Raw genomic sequence first — 24,145 nt, forward strand, 5'->3', positions numbered from 1 at the left:
TGCCTTATTTATTTTATTGTGCGGTCGTTATTTTACCCAGACACTCAAACCCAAATGAGCAATGTTTCCAAATGGTAAAAAAGCAAGTGTTCACCATTCTAATAAAAAGTGAACAACTTGCCTAGAAAAGTTTAAAAATCAATGCGTAAAATTGAGTACTTGGCTTAGTCCGTTTGCAATTGTACCGCATGGAATTGCAAATGCTGATCTATAAAGCTTTGAATGAAATAATAGCCATGATCATAGCCTGCATGTTCCCGCAAACTCAATTTTTGCCCAACCGCATCGCAAGCTTGCTGAAATAATGCAGGATTGAGCTGACTATAAAATTGATCTTTCAATCCCTGATCAATCAAAATTTCACTGAACAATGCACCTTTGACCTGCACCAAAGCAGTCGCATCGTGCTGTAACCATACTTGCTGATCTGTACCTAAATAATTAGAAAATGCTTTTTCACCCCACGGGCATTGGCTTGGCGCACAAATCGGAGCAAAAGCAGACACGGACTTAAATTTGTCAGGATATTTAAACGCGAGGGTCAATGCACCATGACCGCCCATACTGTGCCCCATGATGCCAAGGTGCTGTGCCTGAATTGGGAACTGTTGCAGCACCAATTGATAAAGCTCATCGGTGACAAAAGTTTCCATTTGATAATGTGCCGCCCACGGTGCTTGTGTCGCATTGATATAGAAACCTGCACCCTGTCCAATATCCCAATGGTCGCCTTTGGCAACAGCTTCGCCACGCGGTGAAGTATCTGGACTAATCAAAATCAGTCCCAATTGCGCTGCCATGTGCTGCGCATGTGCTTTAATCGCAAAGGTTTCTTCGTTACAGGTTAAACCTGCCAAATAAAATACCGCAGGACAAGCCTGCCCCGCCAAAGCTTGTTCTGGTAAAAAAATGCCAAACTGAGTTTCAGTCTGTAAAGCATTGGAATGAAAACGATAAATTCGTTGCTCACCCTCAAAACAGCGGTTGTTCTGAATTAACTCCATCACCCTCTCCTCTTTGGCTTATTGAACAGATTGCGCACTCAATTGAATTTCAGCCGATGTTGCAACACTTTTTTGAGGAAACAAACGCTGCTCTAATTGTGGCAACATCAATTCCATATTTTTACCCATCGCCCATTGCGGCTCTGAAGGTTCAAAACCTTGCGCTTGCTCCCATTTCGCCACAGTCACTTTGGCTTCATTAAAAGCATTAGCAAAAGAGTTTTGTTCACGCATAGCCTGATCAAAAAAGGCACGACCAAAATAAGTATAGTCAGCTTCGTTTGAACAGCCAAATGACTCACGGTCTGCCGCCGAAGCAGTAATCACTAAGGTATTATCATCTTGCAAAGCAGATACAAAGCTACCTGAATAACAGGCCGAAATGACGATCACACGCCAACGAATACCCGATTTATCCAAAGTATCGCGTAACCATTTCGGATCGACCTGATTTAAGTCAAGTGGTGCATTTTCAATTTCAAAATGATCTTTTAAACCGTGTGAGGTCATATATAAAAACAGCACATCACTTTCACGGTTCATGCGTTGTCCAATACGGCGCAGCGCTAATTCAATACTAGTTTGTGAAGCAATTGGAATTACATTGCGGGTCATTGGGTTATTAATTAACACCATCGAACGCCCAAAAGTACCAAAACGAGTATCAAACTGTTCACGAATCCGTTCAATTTCAGACATAAATACGTCTTGATAACTCGCCCCTGCAACCCCTAAAAAGTACCAATGCGATTGGGCAAATTCCCCATATTGAATACTGTCTAAAGCTTTATTGAGTACACGGCTTTGTGCATAAAAAGCTGCTTCGCTTAGACTTGGTGGAACTTCTTCTACCTTCCAAATGGGCTGACTTTTCACTGACATTTGCCAAACCACCAAAGTGAATAAGGTCGCTAAAACAATCAGCGCACGTTCCCACCACGGCCAATGCAGCTCACGTGAAAACACCCACACTACTGCCAAACTTTGCCAAACAAACAGCACCATAAAAATGGTAGGTAAATAGTCATATAACACATACGGCAAGACATCCATCATGCCCATGTATTGAATCAAGCTTTGCAATAAAGCAACGTGAGTATCTAATACCAACCACAACAAAGCAGGTACTAACAATAAACGCGGGTTATTGACACGCTGAGAAAGAATAATTCCGACAATTAAGGCAATAAAAGGCCACAAAGCATAACTAACCAAACCCTGTGGGTTAAATTCCCCCACTTCTCCCGCCACCAACCAACTGAATAAGGTATTGGCAAGACCGCCTAAAACCCCCCAAAAAATCAGTTGTAAGATAGAAGGTCGAATAATTTGTAAAGAGCGTCGCGAACCCAAAAATAACCAAACGCCCGCGGCTTGGTTGCTTTTAAAATCGTGCCAAAAATTAATGGAGGGTTTGAAGTCAATCATAGGATTCTGTTAATCGCAGCTCGCGTTTCCACACTCCAAGTTTATGCTTGTCGTCGTAATTATCAATTGTCAATTTTAACTATATAACAAATCTTTGCGCATTATAGAAGCATTGAACGCCTTGCCACTGCTTTAGTGGTAGAAATCTACCCGTTGTTCAAATTTGCTTGGAAATAAGCATCAAATCGGCAAGCATCACCCTGCCATTGATGTGTGGTTTCCTGCCCCGCCAAAAACACTGCTAAACGTGGACGCTTCACCACAACACGTTTGGCAATTTGCTGTGCCAAACCCAGTAAATGATCACCCAAATCCATTTCACCATCTTCAGGTAACAACAAATGTAATAACTGCATTTGTTTTTTGACTTGCGCCTGCTTTTTCTGCGCCTGTTGATGTTGATCTCGCTGCGGAAACATTGGATCTAAATACACCACATCAACCACTTTGCCCTGCGTCGCACAGTTGCGTAAATAATCTGCTGAATCTGTAAAAACCAACTGGATACGGGCAACAACACTTGCTAAAAAAGGATCATCTGCGGCTTGGCGTTTAGCATCCTCCAACAAAGTAAAAAGAATAGGATGACGCTCCAACAACGTGACCTGAGCACCCAAGTGTGCCATGAGTAAGCTGTCGTGTCCTAATCCTGCCGTAGCATCAATCAAACTTGGTTTTTCCGACAAATTACAGGCGCGAGCAATCATTTCCGATTTTAACGAGGCACGCTTTAACCGCCCAATTTCAGCTTTCCAATCGGGTTGCATTTTCATGCCATGGGCACACAACCACAGCCCTTCAGCATCGACACACAATGCCAATTCAGGGGTCAAACGCAAAAAACGCGCATTGAGTTTTTCTACTGTTTCAATGCGCGTTTGCACGCCTCTAGACAAAAGCACAGCAGAATAATGCTGTGCTTGAGTGAGACACTCGGCTTCAGTGTATAAGCGAAGTTCGCTTACCATAGTTTCCAGCCTGTGAATGCGAACAATAAAATGATTAAACCTGAAGCAATACGATACCAAGCAAAAATCATAAAATCTCGCTTAGCCACATACGCCACCAATGCACGGATCAGCAAAAGTGCGGAAACAAAAGAAACGATGATCCCGAAGCTGAGTACGGTCCAATCTTCGGTGGTTTGGAATACATCATAGCTTTGATATAAGTCGAGCAAGCCTGCGCCAATAATGACAGGAATCCCCAAAAAGAAGGAAAACTCAGTTGCCGCTTTACGCGACACACCTAAGAACATCGCGCCAATAATGGTTGCACCTGAACGCGAAGTCCCCGGAATCAGCGACAATACCTGAATTAGACCAATCCAAATCGCATCTCGGTAAGTTAGTTCTTCAACCTCATGGGCACGTACTTGTGGTGGATGTTTTTCAATCCACATAATGATAAAGCCGCCAATAATCAAACCAATCGCTACGGCAACATCATTAAAGAGTAATTCTTTTACAGTCTGCCCAAAGGTCAATCCAATCAGAATAATTGGAATAGATGCTATGATCAGACCAAAGCCTAAGCGTCGACCTTTTTCTTCGCCTGTAAACATACCTGTGGCTGCGCCCCATAGACGTGCCCAATACTCATATATGACCGCTGCAATTGCCCCCATTTGAATGGCAATTACAAATACATCGCTTTTTTCTTTGGTCCAAAAGTCCATTAGCTCTGCAGCTAGAATCAAATGTCCTGTGCTAGAAATGGGTAGAAATTCGGTAATCCCTTCTACAATACCCATAATTGCTGCTTTGAGCAGCAGTAAAAGATCCATAAATAACCCTAATTATGCCTTGCCTTGTTCTGGAATTTTTTTCCAAGCATTGTCACGTAAATAAACAGGCAATGCTTGTTCTGCGCTGACCCATTGCTGTTGCTGTACACAGACGCGTGCAATAGTAGCAATATCTTGTGCGGTTGCACTTAAGCCTTTGTATTGTATTTGTTCTTGATCAATCAGACCCGACCCAGAACCAACCAATTGAAAGCGAACCGCCTGAGCAGCATCGCTATAATTCAATAATTGTTCCTGATCAACCGCCTGCATAATCCCTTGTGCATCTAGCTCATAACTGGCGATATACACTTCATTCATGCGTGCATCCAACACAGCAGTAACTGCAGTTAATCCTTCAAGACGATAAGCCGCTTGCGCCAATGCCTGCAAAGTCGATACAGGAATTGCAGGTACATCATGTGACCACGCCAAAGCTTGCGTCACTGCAGCATTAATTCGCACACCGCTAAAAGAACCCGGACCACGGCTAAAGGCAATTGCAGTTAGCTCGGCTGTACTGATTTGAGTTTCAGCAAAGCCTTGCTCAATCATCGGTAAGATGGTTTGCGTTTGTGCTTTTGCTCGCGCATCTAATTGAAAAAAAAGTTCCTGTGTTTCATCTACTATCGAAACGGAACACTGCTCATTGGCAGTTTCCAATGCCAGCAATTTCATGCACAACCTTCAAGAATTAAATATCAAAAATTGGCGTTATGATACTCCAGTCCTGAAATTCAAGCGAGGTTTTACACGTACCAGATTGCAATTCCTGCGTATAAAATTCTAAGTCATTACAGCGAAAATATGCGTTTGACTGTACGATGCAAATTCAATTTTAAAGTGTGCAAGGTTCTAGGTTTACAAAATGTTGAAAATGTTCAGCATAGTGTAGCGCACTCATTTTTAAACGTGCTTCAGCAGACTCATCCAAAGTCTTAACTACTTTACCGGGAGAACCCATCACCACAGAATTATCGGGAATCACTTTCCCTTCAGGAATTAAAGCATTGGCGCCAATAATACAGTTTTTACCAATCACCGCATGATTCAGCACTACTGCATTAATACCAATCAGACTGTTATCTCCCACAGTACAACCATGTAACATCGCCTGATGGCCAATAGTCACATAATCACCAATCTGCATTTCAATACCTGCATCGGTGTGCAACACAGCATTTTCCTGAACATTGCTAAAATTTCCCAATTTGATTTTGCTGTTATCGGCGCGCACCACAGCCCCAAACCAAATACTGACTTTCTGTCCCAACTCAACCTGACCAATGACTGTGGCATTATCCGCTACCCAACCATCCCACGGTTGCCGCATTGCTTTAGGCGCATATCCTTTAAATTTATACAACATGGTTCTTTCCTATCCTCACATCAAAATTTTTCTATTTCTTAAATGTTGGTGAATTTAACAAAAACGGCCATTCTTTACGATAATCCAAACCATATTCAAATAAAGACACTAACATCCGCGCTGTTAAACCCCAAACCACTTCATCTTCAACCTGCATACTCGGAAAATATAATTTTTGTTGTGCAAAGCTCACTTCATACGGCGTTGGTGGCGCTTCCATCAAATGCTGTAAAGAGGCAAAAAAGATGCGATCAATTTCTGAAGGTTGTGGAATTAGTTCTACTTTTGGGGGAATCAGCCCCACCACAGGTTTGACTAACATTCCATTACGGGCTTTTTGCATGGGCAAATCGCCAATCAACTGCACTTCAAATGGATTTAATGCGGTTTCTTCCTGTGCTTCGCGCAACGCCACCACAATATTACTGGTATCTTGCGGATCGCGTTTACCGCCTGGGAAAGACACCTCACCCGCATGATTATTGAGCAAGGTAGACCGGCGTGTGAGCAACACCTTAGGATCGGACTCATCGGTAATGGCAATCAATACCGCTGCATGCGCTTCCATGAACGTTTTAGAAAAGCGCAAACGTTGCTGTAATAGATGCGTGAGCGAATGATCAATCATGCCTTATTATTCTCCTTGTCTAAGTTTTCATCATAGCTGAAATAGACATGCAATAGATAGAGAGGATGCCAAAGTTGAAATTTTCAGTTATTCTGAGGGCTCCCTTTAACAATGACGATCACTATGAACTTTTGTGGAAATTGTGGGCAAAAAACAATAACGAAAATTCCGCTTGGCGATCAGCAATTGCGTCAAGTGTGTAGCGCATGTGGCAGCATTCACTACGTCAATCCAAAAGTCATTTGTGGGGCATTGGTCGTTTGGGAAAATAAAGTATTGTTGTGTCGTCGTGCAATTGAACCACGCTATGGTTTGTGGACTTTACCCGCAGGCTATATGGAAATGTTTGAAACCATGGAGCAAGGTTCTGCCCGTGAAACCCGCGAAGAAGCCGAAGCGGAAATTGAAATCGAACAACTTTATTGCATGTATAACATTCCACGGATTGGGCAAATTTATGTGCTGTTCAAAGCTCAATTGTTGAATGGTCAATTTGGTGCAGGTGAAGAAACCATCGAATCACGCTTGTTTAGTGAAGATGAAATTCCGTGGTCTGAATTGGCTTTCCCAAGTGTAGAACGTACTTTACAACACTACTTTGCAGATCGAAAAAACAATCATTTTACGACCCACTTAGAAACCTTAGGTTCACGTACAGATCATACGGGTTAAAAACCCCACATGATGTTCATTTGAATCAAGCTAAAATTCGAATAATAAATAGCCCACTCTAAAGTGGGCTATTTTCATCACTATGTCACCTAAAATGAAAGCTAAATACGCACTTTATTTGGGTTATAACACTCAGCAACATCTAGACTTACAGCTCCACCTTGGGCTTTCACCAAAGCTTTATCTGCATCAGTTGCTAAAGCAGGGTTTTGAGCCACGTAAGTTGCAAGTTGCGCATGATAAATATTGCTCCACTTCACTGTTGAGCCATTGAAATCAGACAATGTAATACGTGTAGAGTTGGCTGCAACTAAATTGCCAATATTGGCACGTGCACCGCCCACCACTTGACCATTTCCACCTTCAACCGCTTCAATTTTGGTATTCAAACCAATGACTGCGCCATCAAGTTTATGAAATTTTGGATTGGCTAAAATCATACGTAAAGTGACTGCTTTATTGTCGATATCGGTTGCACCTAACACACCTATACGGTATTGCTGCACACCATTTGTATCAACATATTCAGCACCAGACTGACGAATTGCTGCACACTGACCAGACATATCGGTTTCTGTGGCATTTGGTGCTATATCTGTACGAATATTGCCATCCTCATCTAAAACAATACCTAATTTGATGCTATCTGTCGTCGTTCCACCATCAAAATTAAAGGTCAAGGTTGCATAAATTGGGAAAATATAGCGACTGCCTAAAGGTACATTTTTCTGAGTTTTAAAAACACGATTATCCAAAAAGTTCACAGAAAAGAATTTATAGGCATCAAAAGATCCTTTGAACTGATCGGTGCCTATGGTTTGTTGCCATTGACCATAATCTGCAGGATTTGCTGTTGTAGATTTTGTCAATAATTTATAAAAACCTTCCGTACCCGCAATTAAATAATCATTAAATACCTTACCTTGGATTATTTTAAAATCATCAGACGCATTTTCATTCACACTAAAATGGAATGGCCCCTGAATACGTTTATTCAATGGGTTAACCCATGTGGTTTGTGCTGATGCCACCATTCGCTCAGGACGAACTTTACGAATCAATTCACCACTCACCGTTAAAATTGGGTTGGTGGTGTTTGCAGACACTGTACCTTTCCATTGCATACCATAACCGAAGGTATATCCAGAACGGTCTGTGATCAGTTGATACTGCCCAATGAGGTGTTTCAAATCTGCGACCGTAGATTTACAGTCTGCCAAATTACAGCCATATAAACCTTGTGGCAATTGTGAATCTTCTTTGGCTAAAATTGGATAGTTGGCTTGATAAGATGCCGAGTTATTCATATAAACCAAGGTGTTTAATGCTTGATAAGCATCATCTTGAGACACCTGTGACACATCTACCCATGGGCGTAAAATACTGGCATAAGCCCCTGAACGATAATCCCCAACGTCAACGGACTCAGCAATATTTGCCAATTGTTCTTTTTTGAGTGTCGTAATCGTTAAAGGCTGAATATCACCTGCAATGGTTCCTCCACCTTCAACAGAAAGTGCTTGTAGCAAGCGTACAATTGCAGTCGCGACCTGTATCGTTTCGTCACTACTACTTAAACTCGTTGCTTGGCGTCCTGTTAATCCACGTGCCATATCTAACACACTTAAACGTGGATAACCCGCACCTGCAGTACTGACCATTCCAATATCAGACAATGACACTGTCCCTAAATCAATATATTGATTGGTCTTTTCCTGAATAAAGAAGTGGACTTTATCTCCTTCACTACATTTACCTGTTGCCGCATTACTTTTCGGCTCAATCATGGTGATGTAGGTTTTACTGGTATCACTGCTACAGGTAAAATTCAAACCATCCACAGGATAATCTAATGCAAATTCCACGCAGTTTTTTGCTGTACTGGCACAACTCCCGTTGATATACGCCACAGCATTAGGCTCTGGATTAATATTGGCACTTTCTCCACCACAGCCACTCAATGCCGCCATCAATGCTGTCGTTGCAAAAGGTAAAATATGTCTTGTTTTCATCCTGAATTCTCTTATTGTTGTTAGCGTATCGCAATGAGTTTTAATTGCCCTTGGTTACTGAGCGCGCGATGTTCCATATCCACTGCAGAAGCCAATGGCGTTAATAATACATAGTGGCTATTTTTTGGAAGTTGCAGCATGCCCTCTATCACCTCATGTTGTAAGACATTGCCTGCAGTATCCTGATTTCTAAAACCACCAGCACCTTCAATCACACAGCCTTTTTGATCCAGAAAAACCACAAACGGCCAATAAAAGGTCGGTTGATTTTGCTTCATGGCATAAGAGTTGATTTGAATATTTTGAATATTGCCTTCTAACTTCACCAATTCATAATCAAATTTTTCGGTTAAGGGAGCTCTAGGCCACAAATTTAAATCTTGTTGTGCTTTTAAGGTTTTAGCTTTATTTTTTTTGCTTTCAGCAAAACATTGCTGCCCCAAACCCTCAATTGCTTCAGCTTGATTAACACGATAATAGTCTGCAGCCAAAACAATAGCGTGAGGCTCAGCAACCGATTGCTTTTTAAATAATTTATTGAGAACGGAACGGCTTACACCACGTTCACGCTCAACCACCTGCATACGTGCACCGCCACCATGCTTCGTATCAATTACCCCTTCTGGCATGCTGTAAAAACGCTTTTTCCCTTCTAAATTAAACTCTTGGTCTTCTAAATATTCACTTTTGACATATTGCTCACCCGCCATCTCCATAAAACCTGATGATGTCGCGTCAGTTTCAGCTTTCGCCTCAACCACAATTGCAGACTGAGAAAGAGGTGATGCAGAATTTTCTTCCAAGCCGATTACACTCGATATTTTTGGCTTGGTTTTCTCAACATCTACGCTAGATGCTTTTACAAGCTTCTGTGTGCTTGAGGCTATGTCAGTTTTCTCTGCAATTAAAGATGGCTTGGATTGCTCAACATCTTGAGTTACGAGTACTTTTTGCTGCTGTTGCATCGTTCTTGCTTGCTGAACAACAACTTTAGAGCTTGGTGCAGTTTCTTGTATTTGCTCTTTGAGAGTCTTTTGAGCAGCATTTTCCGATGCACTTTTAAGTTGTAGTGAGGTGGCTGGTATCACTTGTTGTGCAGGAACAGCTTGAACAGCGGTTTGAGCTGGTTTTTGCTGCTCTTTCTTTTGTTTTTGTGCGGTTTCCAACGCCTGTATCGTTTGCTTTTTTTCTGCAGCATTACGCTGCACCACAATTGGACGACCATCTGGTCCAATAATGGTGTAAAACTGATTCGCGTAACACACAGATCCCATACTGAAAATCAGTGTGAGTATCGACTTTGAAAATAAAGTCCGTTTTATTTTCCGTACTGAACTTACCATCGTGTTCTATAACTCAATCCAAGAATTGTAATTTTTGTATCCGTTTTCACATTCAAACCCGCATAAGGGTTTAACAGTAGGTTATTCACACCTTCCTTATTAGCTAAACTACTGGTATTGGCTGGAATTTTATCCTTGCTTTGTAAAAAGCCGATGGATAAATCAAGGTCTGTATCTGCATCAAAACGATATCCCACACCTAGACCGAATAAACGTGCATTATTAATTGGTACCATGGTGTTACGTTTATTGTCAGGAATCGCACTACCACGTGGTTCATAACCCGCACGCAGTTTTAAACGGTCTGTGGCTGAATATTCGATGCCAACACCCCAGTTCCACGGTGACTTAAACTCTAATGGCAAAGCTAAACTGTCATCAGACACATGCTCCGAAAGCAATTTTGCAATTTTTAATGCCGAGATTTGACGGTCAAACTCGAATTTGAATTTATCCCATGCTTTATAGTCAGTCCAGCCCACATCAAAATTGACTTGTAAATCAGGCATGACTTTATATTTTATCCCCGCTTGAAAGTGCGCAGGATATTCAAAATCCATAGAAACCAAACCAGACTCACTGGCTGGAATATAACTTGGGAAACCTAAAATTGCCGCTAAAATCTGACCTGTTGGTGAAGACATCAAACCATTAATTAACTCACGCGGTGCTTTCGAGTTATCAATATGATATTTGCCCTTTAAGCGCATTTTAGCTGCACTCTGATACACCATACCAAAGCTAAAATCTTCTGTCGGTTCCCACAAAATACCCAAGTTATAACTCGGGCTTAAACTTTGCTCAACCGCCAGTTGCATTTGCCCAAAACGGGAAAATGGATTCATGCCTTCTTCGGCATTACAAATCCCGAGCAACAAAATATCGGTGATGATATTGGCGTTTTCTTTAAATGGCGTACAGACCACTTCATCCACCATACGTAACATCCCGATCAGTTCATTCGGGAAGCGTAAATCGGTATTCATGGCGATGGCTTGGTAAGACATCCCTATTGACGCACCGACTGACAATTCATCATTGACTTGATAGGCGATAGATGGAGAAAGATAAGTAATACGCTCTAAGGCAACCTGTTGTCCCATAAAGTTACCAGGGTTACCATTTTCGGCACCAAAGCCCGCAATCAACGGCGCATATAATGCGGTGGCAAAGGTCACTTTGGAACCTGGTGGATTATAGGCAATACCGTTGGTTGGCGCTGCCAGTGGCATGCCTTTACCCAAATCGACAAATTTTTTCAGAATCGGGACATACAGCGTTGGATATTCTACATCGGCTTGTACTGTACCTTTAAAATCGGTACAAAAATCGGCCAAAATTTCTGGTCCATCGTTACACACCACAGGGTCATCAGAATAACCAAATACGTCATAACCTGCTGGAACGGAAAGCTCACGCTGTACATCAAAATGTGCCAACACCCCTTGCACATCTGTTTGCAAACCTTCAATCTTGGTCAGTGCAGCAGGGTTAAAGTGAATCGCACTAATACCAGGAGGATCTGCAGTGACCGCATTCCCCATAGTCAAAGAACGAATATCGACAGATAAGTTTTGTCCAAGCTGCGCAAAAGCAGCCCCTGAACAGCCCGACAGTATAATTGCAGTCACTAACGGGCGAAGTCGTATCATTTTCATGCGACTAGCCTCTTAGCGAATTTTTTTACCGAAACCGAGAATATCCAGTGGGAATGACAAACCAAGTGATACGTCTGGCGCGTCTTCGGTCAGACCGATTCCTACCGTACCATTCACAATGGTTTCAGGTGAAACGCGAACGCCTAATGAAATAGCCAAAGTCGAACTGGTCTGGTCTGCAGGTGAATAGCTTTCACCCGTATGATAAGTAAACTCCGAACCTGTATTAAAGCTTTGCTGATAGGACATGGTCATCGACACATCGTAGTTAAACGAATAAGCAAAACCAAAAGCAAAACCACCACTAATACCTGGCTCAAATTCTTCAATTATACGGCTACCGCGAATTTGATTGAGACCGCTTTCTTTAAAACCATAGTTGGCTGAAGCAGAAGCAAACAATACAACAGGGTCAATATACTTACGCGTACTTGCACCAATGCCTGCAGAGTAATAACCCTTACCTGTTGATAAATCTTTAACAGGGTTAATCTCGTAAGGACTATCACCCGTTTTAGTCGATAAATTTGCGAATAAAATTAAAGGTAAACGCCCCGCTTTTAATGGGAATGGCTCCCAACGTGCGCCTAAAGAAATATCCCCCAAACCTGCTGCAGTAGCATCCTTTAATAAATCTGACTTTGCAACCAATGGTACAGAAGCAGATAAAGTTAAATTGTCACGCAAACCATATTGTGCGGTGAAGGTGTTAGTTAATGCATGCGAGGCATTTTCTTGCACACGAAGCTGATACAACTGACCTTGAGCCATTTCTAGATCGAGCTGCGTATCACGATGATAGGTATAATCAATATCATAATAAGATGAAATTTCACCTTGTTTCATGAGGGAATATTGACGCTCATTCGAGGTAAAAACTTCCTCTAAATTCGCCTCTTTGGTTGCATCGCCCTCTTGCTGTTGCAAAGCAGATGATGCTGCTTGCGCACCATTTGCAGATACAACTGCACTATTCGTTTCAACACTTGTATCTGCAGTAGATGCTGCTGTATCTGAGACTTCTGCCTGTTCAGCTGTGGTTTCATATTCCCCTAACTGCGGCTCCTCTGCGGCATAAGCCACTCCAAATACCATTTGAATACTGAGAGCCAATAAGGTTTTATTCATCCATTTACGATCCATGATTTACCCCTTCCATTTTTATTTTTGTATTTCGTGAACAACTAATTACTTGTTTTTGTAGTAGAGTCTTAAAAAACGCTGCTCGTACTGTCCATAATTTTCAGAATCTTTATTTACATTGCGTTCTAGACGTATGGTCGATGCTTTATCAGCTATTTTTTCCATCGCAAATTGCGGATATTGAATATCAACAAAGGCATAGCGATTCACTGTTGCATCTTCCACGTGACGTAAATCTGTTTCTTGTAATGCCAACATAGTTTGACGATTTTGCGGTGCGACATTAATTAAGAACAGAGTATTGTTTTCCCAAACCTCCTTAAAGCGTTCTTCATCGAAACTAATATTGCCTAATGCAGGGTCTGCCACATAGACACGTCCATTTTTATATGCCTTGTACACCACAAAATGTTTAAATCCTGCATATGAAATCGGCACAATTGCAGGCTGTCCTTGTTTCACTAAATCTGAAAATTCCCCGCGATATCCGCCACTTTCAAAGCCTAAAGCTGCGACAAAGCGCTTCATATCCAATAGTGAAAAACTACGACGCTCGATAATTCGTTCGTACTCTCCATAACGTAGCAAGCCACTCATGGTTTGTTGCTCGTTTAATTGTGTTCCTACATAACCATTCAGCAAGGTTGTTAAAGCCGCTGAACCACAACTATAGTCATAGGCTTGGCGCACAATTCCACGAAATTGATCTTCTAAAGCAGGTTTAATTTGCACAGGCTCTCTGTGCATACGGGTAAATGAATTATTTCTAGAATCCAAAGTTTCTGTGTAACGCACAGTTTCAGGATGCTGTTCTTTTAAATCAAAGGCTTGTGTGGCAGCGTAATAGATCAATGCCGAGCCCAAAGCGATCTCTAACATATATTTTTACTTTTTAGTTCTCGGCAATACCTGCCTAATATTTTTATTTTTAGAGTTTTCACTCTACTTCCTTGTATTTAGAAAGATACTCGTTTTATAGAAAAAAAAAGAGCTTTCTTTATTTTTTTGCGAACTCATCAGTTTATTTGTAAAAAAAAGCGCGTGAATTCACGCGCTTTTTCAGTGTTTAAATTAGTGACCAGAAATGGTGATTTTTGCACCTTGTGTATAACCAGCAGGTTGCAATGTATTACCACCGTAATAAGTTTGTAAGCCTTGAACTTCCATATCACCAATAGAAGCAGCAGTCTTACTGCCTAAACGGATACCTTGTACATAATTATCTTTTGCACCACCATGGCTAATGATTTGAATATAGCCATTGTTTGCACCTTCCTTACCTATCACACTAATATCTTGCTTTAAGGTTAAGTCCGTAGAATTAGCATCTGCAAACTTAATGCTTTCAATAAAGATTTGACCTGCTGCACGATTACCTTTAGTACCATCACCAGTACCTTGCTTAGTTGAGTTGTCCAAAATACCTAAGTTTGCGATTTCTAAACCACCCAGCATTGTGGTATTTAATTTAATCATTGCACCTTGTGGCGCTGCACCCAATTGAATATTGGCATCCATTTTACCTGTTTTTAACGTTAAGCCAGATAAAATTGCATTATAGTTGTTATCATCATTACCACGACGAATGCTCGTAGCACCAGCTACTGGCTTAGCATTCGATGCAGAGACACCAATTTCACCAATATTAATTTCAAGCCCAGCTACTTGAGCAGCTACATTAATAAATGCACCACCATTAGCAGTCTCACCAGCATCTGTATCAATGACTAAATCTGCTAAATTATGAGAATCTAATAAATATTTTGTCGGATTACTTAAATCAGACATATTAGCTTCAATGACTACACCATGATTCGCTGTTTTTCCTTCTCCATTACCTTTAATTACAATCGCACCAGCCTTTCCAGTACCACCAAAACCTAGGTCACCAGCAACACCTTTAGCAGCCAAACCATCGTTATCGTGAATAAAAAGCTTTTCAATTTCGATTTTAGAAATACCAATCCCGATGCTTAAACCATCTTGACCAGTAGTTGCGCTTAATGCAGTATCGTCCATTGCCTGCATTGCCATTGCATTTGTCGTTAACGCAATTGATGACACCAAAGCAAGTTTAGTAAATTTTTTCATCTTGTTACTCTCCCGAGAGTATTATTTTTTTGGTTTTACCACTCAGTGCCAGTGATTGTGTTTTTATTTGATGAGGACAACACTGACACACATTCCTTGAGTAGCCGGTTTGCACATACAAAGGTATATCTGAGTTATTTTTTGTTCAACTGCTGTTGGTCGCAATCCACATCTTACCGACAAACGGTTATTTGCTTTTTATGTGCTGTAATCATGTAAAATAGCCTTTTAAAATCTCTCAGCTGTTTACACTTTATGTCCTATCCTACTCATTTTAAAAAATTATTCTGTGAATCTGAATGCGAGGCTGCAAAAATTCTGCAAGCTTTGGCAGCACTTTCACATTGTATTTATTTGCAAAATAATGGAAAGGCACGTATTGCTTTTTTGGCTGAACGCTATTGTGTGGAACAAAACCATCAACATTTTTACTTTCAAAAAACGGCATTGGATCAATATGAATTAAGTCCAACTCAATTAGATTTAACAGCTCATCTCGGTGCTTTAGAAGATGCTGACACCGCCCCATTTTGCAGTGTAATGGGGTTTGTTTCGTATGATGCAGCAGCACAGCAACACATCAATATGCAGTCTCGTCCCCAGCCAAGTATTTTTTTAGGTCAATTTAAAAGCTATTTACAGCAAGAACCAGATGGCTGGTATTTTTATAGTTCAGACGACAATGCAACACAAACTTTTGATTTTATCTTTAATTTATATACTCAATCAACCGTAGTTGAACAGTTCCAATTAAGCCAAAAGTGTCAAGCACGCTGGAATTTCACAGATTACCAACGCGCCTTTCAACATGTTCAAGACTATATAGTGGCAGGAGATTGTTATCAAATTAATCTTACGCAAGAGTTTAGCGCTGAGGCTCAAGGTCCACTTTTAGCAACTGCTGCTCAGTTTTGGCAACTGACCAATGCACCTTATGCAGGTTATTTACGTATTGGTGATTTTGAAATTTTAAGTTGTTCGCCCGAACTCTTTATCGATTTTGAGGAAAATCGAAAAATTACCACCAAACCCATTAAGGGCACGATGCCACGCTATGATGATCCTGAATTAGACCGACAATCGAAACAACAATTAAGTGAATCTAAAAAAGATCAGGCCGAAAATGTGATGATTGTGGATTTATTACGTAATGATTTAAGTGTTTATGCCGAAACTGGCAGCGTCAAAACGCCAAAGTTATTCAATATTGAGTCTTTTAACCAAGTGCATCACATGGTCAGTGAAGTGACCGCAACACTAAAAGCCGAGATGAATCCTTTTGATGTGTTGATGTCTGCCTTGCCAGGTGGGTCAATTACAGGCGCACCGAAAATTCGTGCCATGCAAATTATAGATGAACTAGAAGGTGCAGCACGTGGCGCCTATTGCGGCTCTATGGGTTATTTTGATGCAGATGGAACGGGTTCCTGGAATATTTTGATCCGTTCTATTCAAAAATATCAGCAAGATGTTTCATTATGGGCAGGTGGCGGAGTCACGATTGCATCTGTATGTGAAGCAGAATATCAAGAATGTTTTGACAAGGTTTCAGCGATGTTGGACTTATTGAATCGTTGGTATAAACCTGTGCTATAGCATGAAGTAAAAACAAAAAAAGCGAGTGAATTCAAAACTTCACTCGCTACTATTATATTTTGATTATTAGACCAAAATCTCGTGTTTTAAAGTTTCGACTAAGCGTTGATTTTGCTCATCAGTACCAATCGTAATGCGCAAATATTGATTGATACGTGGTTTATTAAAATAACGCACAATAATACCGCGTTCACGTAATGCTGCAGCTAATTCACCCGCATCCTGTTGAGGATGTGATGTAAAAATAAAATTGGCATGTGATGGTAATACCTTAAAGCCCAAGCTGGTTAAATCCATCACCAATTTCTCACGGCTAGCAATAACTTTCTGGCATTGGGCTTCAAAATACGCCTGATCTTGAAAAGATGCCACCGCAGCTGCAATGGCAAAACGATCCATTGGATATGAGTTAAAACTATTTTTTACGGCTTCCAATGCGGCAATTAAATGTGGTTGTGCAATCGCAAAACCAACACGTAAACCTGCCAAAGAACGTGATTTAGAGGTGGTTTGACACACCACTAGATTCTCGTACTTTTCCACCAATTTTACTGCAGACTCTGCACCAAAATCGACATAAGCCTCATCAATCACGACCACTGAATTTGGATTGGCCTGTAAAATTTCTTCAATAGCGTTTAAACCTAAAGCAATACTGGTCGGTGCATTCGGATTGGTGATGATAATGCCACCGTTGGCTTGCTTATAGTCATCAACTACAATTTCAAAATCATCATTTAAAGGCAAAATTTTAGTTTTCACCCCAAAAAATTGACTATATACAGGGTAAAAGCTATAGGTGATATCCGGATACAGTAACGGCTGTTCCTGAACAAAAAAAGCCTTAAAAATATGTGCAAGGACTTCATCTGAACCATTGCCAACAAAGACATTTCCCACAGCTACATTTTGCTGTTTCGCAATGGCTTGCTTAAGCTCAGACGCATCTGGATCTGGATATAAACGCAGTGCATCTGCCGAGTTTTCTAAAACCTTTTGCACCGCTTCCACCACTTTAGGCGAAGGTGGATACGGGTTTTCATTGGTATTCAATTTTAATAAATTTTGAATTTTTGGCTGCTCACCCGGTACATAAGGCTCTAGCTCACGTACTTCAGGGCTCCAAAAACGCATTTGTTCTGCTGTGATATTCATTTTGTATTCTCTTTAAACCCTCTCCTAACCTCTCCCAAAGGGAGAGGAATTTTCATTACTAAAGACACAAAATTTGTGTGGTTTAAATTCCCCTCTCTTTATTAGGAGAGGGTCAGGGAGAGGTTGTAATGCTATTTATGATTGATAACGATAACGTGCTGATCGTGCATGCGCATCCAGATTTTCCTGCTTCGCTAAAATATCAGCGGTTTTCGCCAAACTTTTCACGCCCTCAGCTGAACACATAATCAGACTTGAGCGTTTTTGGAAATCGTAAACACCCAATGGCGATGAAAAACGTGCTGTACCCGACGTTGGTAATACGTGGTTTGGCCCTGCACAATAATCACCAATAGCTTCTGGTGTATAGCGCCCCATAAAGATCGCACCCGCATGACGAATTTCTTCTGCCATCACTTGTGGATCATCCATACACAACTCCAAGTGTTCGGGCGCAACTTGGTTGATCAATTCAATCGCCTCTTGACGATCTTTGACTAAGATCAATGCACCACGATTTGCAATAGAAGTGCGGGCAATTTCAGCTTTAGGCAAATTCGCCAAGTGCTGTTCAATCGCTTGTTCAACCTGATTCAGCAATTGCGCATCTGGTGTAATAAAAATAGATTGTGCAACCGTGTCGTGCTCGGCTTGGGAAAGTAAATCCATCGCCAACCATTCAGGATTATTTTCACCTTCGGCATAAACCAAAATTTCGGATGGCCCTGCAATCATATCAATGCCGACCTGACCAAACACAGCACGTTTTGCAGCCGCCACAAAGCGGTTACCCGGCCCCGTAATTTTATCTACCGATGGGATGGTTTCTGTACCATACGCCAACGCAGCAACGGCTTGCGCGCCGCCAATGGTAAATACACGAGTCACCCCTGCCAAATATGCAGCCGCCAAAACCAATGGATTGAGTTCACCATTCGGTGCAGGCACAACCATAATAATTTCAGGTACACCAGCAACATGCGCAGGCACGGCATTCATGAGCACAGAAGATGGATAAGATGCCAAGCCACCCGGTACATAAATACCAACGCGATCTAATGGCGTGACTTTTTGCCCAAGTGTATTGCCCAAAGCATCAACATAACTCCATCCATCCTGTTTTTGCGCTTGGTGAAATTCACGAATACGTACAGCAGCCAATTCCAAAGCTTCACGGACTTCATTATCTAAAGCATCAAATGCGGCTTTCAGTTGTTCCTGACTTAACTCAAGTTCTGAAAATTGATGCGCTGGATGTCGATCGAACTGTTGAGTGAGTTTAAGAACCTGAGCATTACCATGCTGACGTACATCAGCAATAATTTGATCTACAGTTTTTAAAAGTTCAGGATCACTGACAGTTTCAAAAGCCAACAAGTCTGCAAAGGCTTGTTTAAAGCTTTGATCTTGAGTCGATAAACGTCGCATCAATTTACCCACAAGGTTTGATAGAAAAGTTTAGTTTACCTTGTTTCTAGGGCTTTGTGGGAATCTATACATGGCGAAAGCAGTATGTTTTGATGGAAATTCACGTTCGAAATCATTCAAGAACAGAATCATGCACGAACATAAAAAAACCGCCATTAAATGACGGTTTTTTGAGAAGGCAGGATGATGGATACAAAGTTAAGCAGATTGTTTTGCCAACTCTCGTTCTGCCACAGCTTTTTCAAGTTGTGCCAAAATTGGATTGAGCAAATCTTGCTTGCGCTTAAAACTGGCTTTATTGACAATTAAACGTGAAGATACTTTACAGATTTCTTCTAGCGGCTCTAAACCGTTGGCACGTAAAGTATTACCTGTATCAACCACATCGACAATGTAATCACCCAAACCGACCAATGGTGCTAATTCCATTGAGCCATAGAGTTTAATGACATCAACCTGCTCACCTAAGCTGGCATAATATTGACGGGTCAAATTCACATATTTAGTGGCAATTTTTAAACGACCTTTTGGACGCTGCATACCAACTTTGCCCGCAGTCATTAATTTACAATTGGCAATTTTCAGATCCAGCGGCTCATATACATTTTGAGCGCCATGCTCCATCAGCACGTCTTTACCCGCAACCCCAATATCTGCCGCACCATTTTCAACATAAGTTGGTACATCAGAGGCACGTAAAATTAAAATACGCACTTGTTTATGTGTGGTTGGGAAAATCAACTTACGTGATTTATCTGGATCTTCCAGTAAATTAATTCCCGCAGTTTCTAATAAAGGCAAAGTTTCTTTTAAAATTCGCCCCTTACTTAATGCCAAAGTTAAACCATGATCAAAATTGCCCATGACGTCAAAATTTGGATCATCGTTTCTCATGTCATTCATCAATTTACTCGCTTAATTTGGGCGCCTAAACCTTGTAACTTTTGTTCTACATTTTCATAACCGCGATCAATATGATAAATACGGTCAATCAATGTTTCGCCTTCTGCCGCCAATGCTGCTAACACCAACGAGAATGAGGCACGTAAATCAGTTGCCATAACAGGTGCAGCAGAAAGTTTTTCTACGCCTGTCACCACCGCATCATTGCCTTCTACCTGAATATTGGCACCCATACGTGACAACTCAGGGACATGCATAAAACGGTTTTCAAAAATAGTTTCCGAAATGGTAGCAAAACCGCGTCCAATCGCATTCACCGCCATTAACTGTGCTTGCATGTCTGTTGGAAATTCAGGATGTGGTAAAGTTCTGAAACTCACGGCTTTAGGGCGCTTGCCCATCATGTCCAGTTCAATCCAGTCATCGCCACGTGTGACTTCCGCACCCATTTCTTCAAACTTATCTAACACAGATTCTAGCAAGGCAGGATCGGTATGTGTGGTTCTGATTTTACCGCCCGTAATTGCAGCTGCAGCCAAATAAGAACCTGTTTCGATACGGTCAGCAACTACTGAATACTCACAACCATGCAAGTGTTCAACACCTGTAACCACTAAAGTATCGGTATCTAAACCTTCAATTTTAGCGCCCATTTTGATGAGCATTTGCGCAAGGTCGGTAATTTCAGGTTCACGTGCAGCATTACGAATAGTGGTAACACCATCTGCCAATACCGCAGCCATGAGAATGTTTTCTGTTCCGCCAACAGTGACCATATCAAAGACCACTTCGCCACCTTTAAGGCGACCATTAACTTTGGCATTCACATAGCCATTTTCAACTTCAATTTCTGCGCCTAAAGCTTCAAGTGCTTTAAGATGCTGATCGACAGGACGTGAACCAATTGCACAACCACCTGGCAAAGATACTTTTGCACTACCATAGCGCGCGACCAATGGGCCAAGCACCAAAATAGAAGCACGCATGGTTTTTACCAATTCATAAGGTGCAAATTGGTTGTCCAACGTTGATGTATCTGCAATGACTGTATCGCCTTCATAGGACATAGTAATGCCTAGACCCGCAATCAGCTTCACCAAGGTATTTACATCTTTTAAATTTGGAACGTTTTTCAATGTAATTGGCGTTTCTGCAAGAATCATTGCAGCAAGAAGTGGCAACGCTGCATTTTTTGCACCAGAAATACGCACTTCACCTTCGAGCTTTTTACCGCCCTGAATTAAAAATTTATCCATTAAATTATTAAGCTCCAAATAAGCTTGCTTTACGCCATTCTTCTTGTGTCATTGCACGAATTGTAACCGCATGAACTTCACCGCTGGCAATATAGCTATTCAATGGTGCATACACTGCTTGTTGACGAGCAACAGGACGCTTACCTTCAAACTGATTATCTACAATACGAAGATCAAACTTGCCGCCTTGCCCACTTACAGCAACTTCAGCCTCTGGAAAAGCAGCTTTTAAAATTTCAGTGAGCTGTTCACTATTCATCACAAAGACCTCATATAGGACCAACGGTGTAAAAACCTGTCATTTTACTATAAATAGAAAAAATAATTCATTAATCGTATACATTATCGCAATAAAAAAAGAGGTTTATCCAAAACCTCTTTTAAAACTACCTTACGGCTAAATCGCTAAAGGCTGATAGTCCAGTTGCATCTTCCGATGCTTCTCTAATTGGCGTTTTAATTTTTCAGTCATCATCTTAATAGAAGTATACATATCATCCGCACAAGCTTGCGCAAACAGCTCGGTGCCGGGCAAGCGAATAATCGCTTCAGCAATATGATTGGCACTGCCTTTTTTAGAATGTTTATCGATTTGATGATCTTTACTTAATTTCACCTGCATACTATTGACCTGATCCAGATGTTTGGTCATTTGTGCAAACTTAAGTCGAATATTTTCTTCAATTGCAGGGGTGATAGCTAAGTGATGTCCACGAATTGTTATTTGCATAATTCTATCCCTCACCTTCATTAGGATTAGGAAGGCATAGTTCACATGATTGATTGCCAAATAACAGATCACTGTAGAGGTCACTTTAAATCATGTCTAACTATTCCTTCAAAAAAGATTCATTATTTGGTCATAATGAATCCTTAGAATAGACCGATTTTAAAAATTAGATCAAGACTTTTCGTTCAGAAGATGACGGAATATTTAATGACTCACGATATTTCGCAACTGTTCGGCGTGCCACATCAATTCCTTCTTCCTTAAGAAGGTTTGCAATTGTGTTGTCTGACAAAGGTTTACGTGGATTTTCATCTGCAATTAACTTTTTAATCTTCGCGCGAATCGCAGTTGAGGATGCTTCTCCACCTGAACTTGTTCCAACATGACTTGAAAAGAAATATTTCAATTCAAATAAACCACGTGGAGTTAACATATATTTATTGGTGGTCACCCGTGAAACTGTAGATTCATGCAACTCCACCTCATCAGCTACATCACGCAAAATCAACGGTTTCATTCCTTCAGCACCAATTTCTAAAAATTCACGTTGATGTTGCACAATACAGGTTGCAACTTTTAATAAAGTTTTATGACGCTCATCGACACTTTTAATAAAGTTTTTTGCATCCAACATTTGATTGCGCAAATATTGATTGTCTTCGCTTTGATCTGCGCGTTTAATCATATTGGCATAAAATGAATTGATTCTAAGCTTCGGTACAACATCAGGATTCAGCTGCACCTGCCAATGGTCCTGCTTTTTACTGACCACTACATCTGGAATTTGATAATCTGACTCCTGATCTTCAAATGCTGTACCAGGATGCGCTTTCAAGGTTTTTAATAAAGCCACTGCATGCTGTAGCTGATCTGCGCTTAACCCCGTTTGCTTAATTAACTTGGCTAAATCATTCGAAATTAATAACTCATAATGCTGCAAGAGTTGCAGTGCTTCCTGCCGATAAGGCACATCTGTAGCCAAACTTTCAAGCTGAATAGATAAACATTCCGCCAAATTACGCGAACCAATACCAATCGGCTCTAAACGCTGAATATGTTTCAAAACCACCAAAACTTCATCGTCTTCAACTTCATCTTCGTATTCCATGGAGATCAATAAATGCTGTACAGATGCAGTGATTTCAGATATTTCACAATCCAAGAAACCATTGTCATCCAAAGCATCAACAATACAATAGGCAATGAGCTGCTCGACTTGAGAAAAATGCAACAGATTGATTTGTTGCATCATGTGCTCTTTTAAACCTAAATGCCCCTGACGATTATCCTCGCGCTCTTCATATTCCGCTGCTCCCAAACTCGTTGGTAGATGGGTGTACACATCATCCCAGTCTGTATCGACAGGCAAATCATTCGGTAGATGATCTGCATTTAATTCTTTGGTTAAATCCTTTTGATCACGTTCTTGTTCTTCTAAGGTGGATAAACTTTCAACACTACTTTGTTCTTCGACTTTTTCTAATAAGGGATTACTATCCAACTGAATTTGAACTTCTTGCTCAAGTTCCAAGCTCGAAAGTTGAAGCAAACGAATGGCTTGTTGTAACTGCGGTGTCAGTGACAAGGAGTTTGCAACTTTTAATCCAACCGATAACTTCATTTTCACCCACTCTTTTAAATTTATGTTTTTCAACAACTTAATATATAAGTTTTTGATAAGCAATTTCTATGCCGTTTTATTAGGTATAACATAGATTCATTAAAAGACATAAAGATTTTAATCAGAAGTTCTGTTCAGATTTCTTTCTACTTTTCTTTCCCTCATAAAAAACACCCCCAACGCTAGTTGAGGGTGTTTGAATAATGAGCTGGCGATGACTTACTCTCACATGGGTAACCCCACACTACCATCAGCGCGAAGAGGTTTCACTTCTGAGTTCGGGAAGGGATCAGGTGGTTCACTCTTGCTATGGTCGCCAGCA

Annotated in this window: 22 protein-coding genes and 1 rRNA gene; 2 read left to right on the forward strand and 21 right to left on the reverse strand. The window is 41.0% G+C overall.

Annotation, left to right across the window (positions count from 1 at the left end):
• Positions 1-164: 164 nt before the first annotated feature.
• From fghA to HX743_RS01010, 7 genes are all read right to left on the reverse strand, one after another.
• On the reverse strand, positions 165-1,004 hold the full coding sequence (gene fghA / locus HX743_RS00980; RefSeq protein ID WP_178318268.1) for an S-formylglutathione hydrolase: 840 nt from the start codon (positions 1,002-1,004) through the stop codon (positions 165-167).
• 18 nt (positions 1,005-1,022) lie between these two features.
• Positions 1,023-2,432, reverse strand: a complete 1,410-nt coding sequence (locus HX743_RS00985) for a C13 family peptidase (protein WP_178318269.1) — start codon at positions 2,430-2,432, stop codon at positions 1,023-1,025.
• 146 nt (positions 2,433-2,578) lie between these two features.
• On the reverse strand, positions 2,579-3,400 hold the full coding sequence (locus HX743_RS00990; RefSeq protein ID WP_178318270.1) for a class I SAM-dependent methyltransferase: 822 nt from the start codon (positions 3,398-3,400) through the stop codon (positions 2,579-2,581).
• Complete coding sequence (locus HX743_RS00995; RefSeq protein ID WP_096902125.1) at positions 3,394-4,218, reverse strand: undecaprenyl-diphosphate phosphatase; 825 nt, start codon at positions 4,216-4,218, stop codon at positions 3,394-3,396. Before HX743_RS00995 ends, HX743_RS00990 begins: the two co-directional genes overlap by 7 nt.
• A gap of 12 nt (positions 4,219-4,230) precedes the next feature.
• On the reverse strand, positions 4,231-4,896 hold the full coding sequence (gene tsaB / locus HX743_RS01000) for a tRNA (adenosine(37)-N6)-threonylcarbamoyltransferase complex dimerization subunit type 1 TsaB (RefSeq protein WP_178318271.1): 666 nt from the start codon (positions 4,894-4,896) through the stop codon (positions 4,231-4,233).
• Between the two features lie 160 nt (positions 4,897-5,056).
• Positions 5,057-5,587, reverse strand: coding sequence for a gamma carbonic anhydrase family protein (locus HX743_RS01005; RefSeq protein WP_178318272.1), 531 nt, complete (start codon positions 5,585-5,587; stop codon positions 5,057-5,059).
• Positions 5,588-5,618: 31 nt separating this feature from the next.
• A complete protein-coding gene (locus tag HX743_RS01010) occupies positions 5,619-6,215 on the reverse strand; it encodes a CoA pyrophosphatase (protein WP_004975226.1) in 597 nt (198 codons plus the stop codon).
• Positions 6,216-6,338: 123 nt separating this feature from the next.
• Here HX743_RS01010 and HX743_RS01015 point away from each other — a divergent pair, with 123 nt between their 5' ends.
• The gene (locus HX743_RS01015) at positions 6,339-6,887 is read left to right on the forward strand and encodes an NUDIX hydrolase (protein ID WP_178318289.1); all 549 of its coding nucleotides are present in this window, start codon (positions 6,339-6,341) and stop codon (positions 6,885-6,887) included.
• A gap of 101 nt (positions 6,888-6,988) precedes the next feature.
• Here HX743_RS01015 and HX743_RS01020 read toward each other — a convergent pair whose 3' ends face one another.
• The 6 genes from HX743_RS01020 to HX743_RS01045 form a co-directional block, all read right to left on the reverse strand.
• Positions 6,989-8,899 carry a flagellar protein FilF gene (locus HX743_RS01020; protein WP_178318273.1) on the reverse strand — a complete coding sequence of 637 codons (1,911 nt, stop codon included), beginning with the start codon at positions 8,897-8,899 and terminating at the stop codon, positions 6,989-6,991.
• A gap of 20 nt (positions 8,900-8,919) precedes the next feature.
• Entirely contained in the window at positions 8,920-10,242 is a 1,323-nt protein-coding gene (gene filE / locus HX743_RS01025; protein WP_178318274.1) for a putative pilus assembly protein FilE, read from the reverse strand.
• Positions 10,236-11,900, reverse strand: a complete 1,665-nt coding sequence (locus HX743_RS01030; RefSeq protein WP_070154334.1) for an OmpP1/FadL family transporter — start codon at positions 11,898-11,900, stop codon at positions 10,236-10,238. The genes filE and HX743_RS01030 overlap by 7 nt, the downstream gene beginning before the upstream one ends.
• A 12-nt stretch (positions 11,901-11,912) precedes the next feature.
• Positions 11,913-13,043, reverse strand: coding sequence for a hypothetical protein (locus tag HX743_RS01035; RefSeq protein ID WP_178318275.1), 1,131 nt, complete (start codon positions 13,041-13,043; stop codon positions 11,913-11,915).
• Positions 13,044-13,088: 45 nt separating this feature from the next.
• Positions 13,089-13,922: a C39 family peptidase gene (locus tag HX743_RS01040; RefSeq protein ID WP_178318276.1), complete on the reverse strand. Its 834-nt coding sequence runs from the start codon at positions 13,920-13,922 to the stop codon at positions 13,089-13,091.
• Positions 13,923-14,114: 192 nt separating this feature from the next.
• The gene (locus HX743_RS01045; protein WP_178318277.1) at positions 14,115-15,134 is read right to left on the reverse strand and encodes a DUF6160 family protein; all 1,020 of its coding nucleotides are present in this window, start codon (positions 15,132-15,134) and stop codon (positions 14,115-14,117) included.
• 255 nt (positions 15,135-15,389) lie between these two features.
• Here HX743_RS01045 and HX743_RS01050 point away from each other — a divergent pair, with 255 nt between their 5' ends.
• Positions 15,390-16,730, forward strand: coding sequence for an anthranilate synthase component I family protein (locus HX743_RS01050; RefSeq protein ID WP_178318278.1), 1,341 nt, complete (start codon positions 15,390-15,392; stop codon positions 16,728-16,730).
• 66 nt (positions 16,731-16,796) lie between these two features.
• On the opposite strand, the gene hisC is transcribed toward HX743_RS01050, so the two are convergent.
• From hisC to rrf, 8 genes are all read right to left on the reverse strand, one after another.
• A complete protein-coding gene (gene hisC / locus HX743_RS01055) occupies positions 16,797-17,885 on the reverse strand; it encodes a histidinol-phosphate transaminase (protein WP_178318279.1) in 1,089 nt (362 codons plus the stop codon).
• Positions 17,886-18,020: 135 nt separating this feature from the next.
• Positions 18,021-19,325, reverse strand: coding sequence for a histidinol dehydrogenase (hisD, locus tag HX743_RS01060; protein ID WP_178318280.1), 1,305 nt, complete (start codon positions 19,323-19,325; stop codon positions 18,021-18,023).
• A gap of 186 nt (positions 19,326-19,511) precedes the next feature.
• Positions 19,512-20,216 carry an ATP phosphoribosyltransferase gene (hisG, locus tag HX743_RS01065; protein ID WP_004975201.1) on the reverse strand — a complete coding sequence of 235 codons (705 nt, stop codon included), beginning with the start codon at positions 20,214-20,216 and terminating at the stop codon, positions 19,512-19,514.
• Positions 20,216-21,472, reverse strand: coding sequence for a UDP-N-acetylglucosamine 1-carboxyvinyltransferase (gene murA / locus HX743_RS01070; protein ID WP_154320395.1), 1,257 nt, complete (start codon positions 21,470-21,472; stop codon positions 20,216-20,218). The genes hisG and murA overlap by 1 nt, the downstream gene beginning before the upstream one ends.
• A gap of 7 nt (positions 21,473-21,479) precedes the next feature.
• Positions 21,480-21,731, reverse strand: a complete 252-nt coding sequence (gene ibaG, locus HX743_RS01075) for a BolA family iron metabolism protein IbaG (protein WP_004975198.1) — start codon at positions 21,729-21,731, stop codon at positions 21,480-21,482.
• 138 nt (positions 21,732-21,869) lie between these two features.
• Positions 21,870-22,202, reverse strand: coding sequence for a ribosome hibernation-promoting factor, HPF/YfiA family (hpf, locus tag HX743_RS01080; protein WP_096902101.1), 333 nt, complete (start codon positions 22,200-22,202; stop codon positions 21,870-21,872).
• 166 nt (positions 22,203-22,368) lie between these two features.
• Positions 22,369-23,823 (reverse strand): RNA polymerase factor sigma-54, encoded by a 1,455-nt coding sequence (locus tag HX743_RS01085; protein ID WP_178318281.1) that lies wholly within the window; start codon positions 23,821-23,823, stop codon positions 22,369-22,371.
• 206 nt (positions 23,824-24,029) lie between these two features.
• Positions 24,030-24,144: ribosomal RNA gene (gene rrf, locus HX743_RS01090) — 5S ribosomal RNA — on the reverse strand.
• Position 24,145 lies beyond the last annotated feature (1 nt).

The sequence above is a fragment of the Acinetobacter sp. Swhac1 genome, from assembly GCF_013390985.1.
GTDB classification, from domain to species: domain Bacteria; phylum Pseudomonadota; class Gammaproteobacteria; order Pseudomonadales; family Moraxellaceae; genus Acinetobacter; species Acinetobacter towneri.

Bases quoted from the DNA above. Each gene is read 5' to 3' on its own strand.
- HX743_RS00985 (WP_178318269.1), bottom strand. From the start codon at position 2,432: ATGATTGACTTCAAACCCTCCATTAATTTTTGGCACGATTTTAAAAGC.
- HX743_RS01050 (WP_178318278.1), top strand. From the start codon at position 15,390: ATGTCCTATCCTACTCATTTTAAAAAATTATTCTGTGAATCTGAATGC.
- HX743_RS01030 (WP_070154334.1), bottom strand. From the start codon at position 11,900: ATGAAAATGATACGACTTCGCCCGTTAGTGACTGCAATTATACTGTCG.
- fghA (WP_178318268.1), bottom strand. From the start codon at position 1,004: ATGGAGTTAATTCAGAACAACCGCTGTTTTGAGGGTGAGCAACGAATT.
- HX743_RS01035 (WP_178318275.1), bottom strand. From the start codon at position 13,043: ATGGATCGTAAATGGATGAATAAAACCTTATTGGCTCTCAGTATTCAA.
- hisG (WP_004975201.1), bottom strand. From the start codon at position 20,216: ATGAATGACATGAGAAACGATGATCCAAATTTTGACGTCATGGGCAAT.
- hisC (WP_178318279.1), bottom strand. From the start codon at position 17,885: ATGAATATCACAGCAGAACAAATGCGTTTTTGGAGCCCTGAAGTACGT.
- hpf (WP_096902101.1), bottom strand. From the start codon at position 22,202: ATGCAAATAACAATTCGTGGACATCACTTAGCTATCACCCCTGCAATT.
- filE (WP_178318274.1), bottom strand. From the start codon at position 10,242: ATGGTAAGTTCAGTACGGAAAATAAAACGGACTTTATTTTCAAAGTCG.
- HX743_RS01005 (WP_178318272.1), bottom strand. From the start codon at position 5,587: ATGTTGTATAAATTTAAAGGATATGCGCCTAAAGCAATGCGGCAACCG.
- murA (WP_154320395.1), bottom strand. From the start codon at position 21,472: ATGGATAAATTTTTAATTCAGGGCGGTAAAAAGCTCGAAGGTGAAGTG.
- HX743_RS01020 (WP_178318273.1), bottom strand. From the start codon at position 8,899: ATGAAAACAAGACATATTTTACCTTTTGCAACGACAGCATTGATGGCG.
- ibaG (WP_004975198.1), bottom strand. From the start codon at position 21,731: ATGAATAGTGAACAGCTCACTGAAATTTTAAAAGCTGCTTTTCCAGAG.
- HX743_RS01010 (WP_004975226.1), bottom strand. From the start codon at position 6,215: ATGATTGATCATTCGCTCACGCATCTATTACAGCAACGTTTGCGCTTT.
- HX743_RS00995 (WP_096902125.1), bottom strand. From the start codon at position 4,218: ATGGATCTTTTACTGCTGCTCAAAGCAGCAATTATGGGTATTGTAGAA.
- HX743_RS01015 (WP_178318289.1), top strand. From the start codon at position 6,339: ATGAACTTTTGTGGAAATTGTGGGCAAAAAACAATAACGAAAATTCCG.
- HX743_RS01085 (WP_178318281.1), bottom strand. From the start codon at position 23,823: ATGAAGTTATCGGTTGGATTAAAAGTTGCAAACTCCTTGTCACTGACA.
- HX743_RS01040 (WP_178318276.1), bottom strand. From the start codon at position 13,922: ATGTTAGAGATCGCTTTGGGCTCGGCATTGATCTATTACGCTGCCACA.
- HX743_RS00990 (WP_178318270.1), bottom strand. From the start codon at position 3,400: ATGGTAAGCGAACTTCGCTTATACACTGAAGCCGAGTGTCTCACTCAA.
- tsaB (WP_178318271.1), bottom strand. From the start codon at position 4,896: ATGAAATTGCTGGCATTGGAAACTGCCAATGAGCAGTGTTCCGTTTCG.
- HX743_RS01045 (WP_178318277.1), bottom strand. From the start codon at position 15,134: ATGAAAAAATTTACTAAACTTGCTTTGGTGTCATCAATTGCGTTAACG.